The following is a 2996-nucleotide window of genomic DNA, read 5'->3' as shown; positions in this document are numbered from 1 at the left end:
ACGACATCCACGAAGCCTTCCTCGGCCTCGCCATCTGCCTGATCACCCACCGCCACGTCCAACGGCTTTGTTAGGGCCTCTAATACCCATCGACTGCGACCGTGAACTACAGACGTATCAGCCCAGATGTCGGGCGAAGAATCGCAGAGAGTCGTCCATCTCGAACCGCGGCAGATCTCCGTGCTTGCCGGGGTTGGCGTGCAGTGTCTTCTCGGCTGAACCGACGGCATCGAACAACGCCAGGCTCTGTGCACGGGGCATCCGCTCATCGTCCCACTGGACCAGAAATTGCACCGGCACGGTGATCTGCGCGGCGGTCCCGGCCAGCGCGGGCGACCCTTGCAGGCCCAGCACCGCGGCGCGGACTCGAGGTTCTGCGGCGACGAACGGTATACCGAACGCGCCGCCCAGCGACACGCCCCAATAGCCCACCGGTCCGCCGCCGATATGGTCGAGTTGCTGGACTGCGGTCAGGACCGCCTGCCATTCCGCGACGGTCTGCTCGGCCACGAGCGTGTACATGGCGGTGTCCAGCGCAGCCGTATCCTCTCCAGCGGCCATACGCGCCCGGTACTCGGTCGCGATCCGGTCGAACTTCTCGTCCGTCGGCCGCTCGCCGTGGTTGGGCACGTCGATCGCGGCGACCGCGAACCCGCCCTCGGCGGCGAAGCGATGCGCGCGGGCCAGGATGCCGGGGGCCTTCTTGTGTTGCCCGCCGCCGTGTCCCATCAGGATCAGGGGGCGAGTGCCGTGGGCGTCTTCCGGCGTCCACAGCACGCCGGGGATCTCGTCGAGGGTGAAGAACTGTTCGGTCACGCCGCCCAACGACGTCTTGGAGATGAAGCGCATAGCGTTTCAGGCCTTTCGGGATACCTTCTGCAGGCGCTCCCTAGACCATGCGAGGGAGGGAGCCCCAATCTGTCACAGCATTGATCGGTCTCACCTCCTCGAGTTCGCAGCGGGCACGGCGACGCTGAACGTATCGCAAAGCGGCATCACTCGCGTCTCGCCAGGGCGAACGTTGCCTGACTCGGCACTAGGTCAGGGCCAGAACCCTTCGTACCTCCCCTAGCGCATGCAGGAGTACGCCGACAGCGGGCAGGAGACGCGAATACGCGGCACCTCAACATGCGACCCACGAAGCTCAATCCCGGGGTCGAACCCGCTTCCGACACCGCCTCCAAGGCCGACAGGCGAGTGGGTTCGTCATCTCACCGCTCCAGGAATCCACGAACCCACGCGTTTGCGACCAGGACCACTTCAAAGAGATCAATGACGGACTGGGGCATCCGGCCGGGGCACGGTGCTACGCGCGCCCGCCGACCGGCTCACCGCATGGGCCGGACCCCACGCGTCCGTCGGCCGCCTGGGCGGTGACGAGTTCGCCGTCGTACTGCACCTGCCCCGCGACCTACGCGAGGTCCGCCTTGAACAGCTGGTCCGGATGCTGCGCACGCCGGTCGCTCTCGATGACGGCCAGGCCGTGGACGTCGCCGCCTCGGTCAGCGCCGCGACCCCGGACGTGATCGGCACCCGCGACTTGACCGTGCTGCAGAGTGCCGCCGACGCCGCCCTCTACGACGGCAAGCACTCCGGCCGCGCGCACCTCGCCACGCCGGAGCACGCCAAGGTGCCGTCCACCAACGGCAGGCGCGCGGGCCGGCCGGGCACCGCGGTGTGGGGGCCAGCCGCATGAGCATCGCCACCCTGCCCGAGGGCGACTGGATCCGCGGCATCACGATCCGCCAGCCCTGGGCCACCTGCGTCCTCGCCGGGAAGAGCCCGGAGAACAGGCCCGTGCACTGGCCGTGGCGCGGTTGGGTCCTCGTCCACGCCGGAAAGAAGAAGCCGGAACCCGCCGTGCTGCGTGACCCGCTGGTCGCCACCGCGATCCGCGGCCGCGAACTGCACCTGGGCGCGGTCGTCGGCGTCGCCCACCTCACCGACTGCCACCTGGACCAGGGGCCCGATGCTGGTAGTTCCGGCTATCAGAAGTTGCGCAATGCGGTGCTGTGCTACCGCCCGATGTCAGTCGTGACGGGCGAGCTTGACCGCGGAGACGAGCAGGATCACGGCCAGCAGCGGAATCAGCACCAGATTCGGGAACATCCCCAGAAGCAGGCCGCCCAGCACCGCGCCGGCGATGGAGCCTGCGGCCATGATCGTGGTGAAGCGGATGTTGGCGCCGAGGACGGCGAAGTGTCTACTGGTCAGACGGGATCGGTGAACGAGATCGGCTTGCCGGTGGCGTGGGCATATGCGATCTCCCTGCTCGTGGACTCGCCGATATACCCGCCGGGGTTGACGACCAGAACCCGGTCAGCCAGGTCGATCTTGCGCAGGTGGAGGGCGTCCAGTGCGGTCTTCTGCTCGTTGCTGATCAACTCGTTTGCTTCGCCTGGCGCGACGACGATGACACCTGCGAAGGTCAGATCACGGTTCGCCGCACGCATCTCGTCCACGAAACGGGTAGAGCCGCAGATGCAGACAATCTCAGGTCGGTCGGGCACGGCTCAGTCCTTCGGTCGAACGGGAAACCGTCAGTGTGCACGTTGACATCACAGACAGGCACACGAGCCAACAGTTTGCGCAGCGAGATGGACAACTCGACGCTCAGGGGCGCATTCGCGCGGGGGGACTCGTCGTCCTCTCGAAGTCAGACGACGGCAGGCGCGACACCTATCGTGCGCGCCTGCCGCATTGCGGCCTTTCAGTCCTGCGGTGCGACGCGGATACGGTTCCCGTCAGGATCGGCCGCGAGGAAGGTCAGCCCGAACCCCGCATCATGAGGCTCGCGCAGGATCGTGACCCCCTTGGACTGCCACTGCTTGAAGGTCGCGTTGAGCTCGTCGGGTCGTCCACCGTCAATGGCCAGGCAAACCTCACTGGTGCGCGGGACGTCCGGTGACAGACCCTCGAACTGGCCGGACCACAGACCGAGGTCAGCGCCTGGCCCGAGGTCGAAGGTGATGTATCCCGAAGTCTCGAACGAGGGG

The 2996-nt window shown here is 66.9% G+C and carries 5 protein-coding genes and 1 pseudogene; 2 read left to right on the top strand and 4 right to left on the bottom strand.

Features of this window, described 5'->3' with window-relative positions; all coding sequences use genetic code 11:
- Positions 1–117: 117 nt before the first annotated feature.
- Positions 118–849 (bottom strand): dienelactone hydrolase family protein, encoded by a 732-nt coding sequence (locus tag FGD71_RS02610; protein WP_119098719.1) that lies wholly within the window; start codon positions 847–849, stop codon positions 118–120.
- Between the two features lie 454 nt (positions 850–1303).
- Here FGD71_RS02610 and FGD71_RS02605 point away from each other — a divergent pair, with 454 nt between their 5' ends.
- Both FGD71_RS02605 and FGD71_RS48360 read left to right on the top strand, forming a co-directional pair.
- Positions 1304–1696 carry a diguanylate cyclase domain-containing protein gene (locus FGD71_RS02605; RefSeq protein ID WP_119098718.1) on the top strand — a complete coding sequence of 131 codons (393 nt, stop codon included), beginning with the start codon at positions 1304–1306 and terminating at the stop codon, positions 1694–1696.
- Positions 1693–1959, top strand: a pseudogene (locus FGD71_RS48360) (ASCH domain-containing protein); the annotation flags it as partial. The gene FGD71_RS02605 and the pseudogene FGD71_RS48360, both read left to right, overlap by 4 nt.
- A 69-nt stretch (positions 1960–2028) precedes the next feature.
- Here FGD71_RS48360 and FGD71_RS49610 read toward each other — a convergent pair.
- The 3 genes from FGD71_RS49610 to FGD71_RS02585 form a co-directional block, all read right to left on the bottom strand.
- Positions 2029–2160, bottom strand: a complete 132-nt coding sequence (locus FGD71_RS49610; RefSeq protein WP_266588173.1) for a hypothetical protein — start codon at positions 2158–2160, stop codon at positions 2029–2031.
- Between the two features lie 50 nt (positions 2161–2210).
- Entirely contained in the window at positions 2211–2510 is a 300-nt protein-coding gene (locus FGD71_RS02590; RefSeq protein WP_119098717.1) for a hypothetical protein, read from the bottom strand.
- Positions 2511–2710: 200 nt separating this feature from the next.
- On the bottom strand, positions 2711–2996 hold a 286-nt coding region (locus FGD71_RS02585), incomplete at its 5' end, for a VOC family protein (RefSeq protein WP_119098716.1).

It is taken from the genome of Streptomyces sporangiiformans (assembly GCF_005768555.2).
Classification (GTDB): Bacteria; Actinomycetota; Actinomycetes; order Streptomycetales; family Streptomycetaceae; genus Streptomyces; species Streptomyces sporangiiformans.
This window is presented reverse-complemented; position numbering and strand designations above follow the sequence as displayed.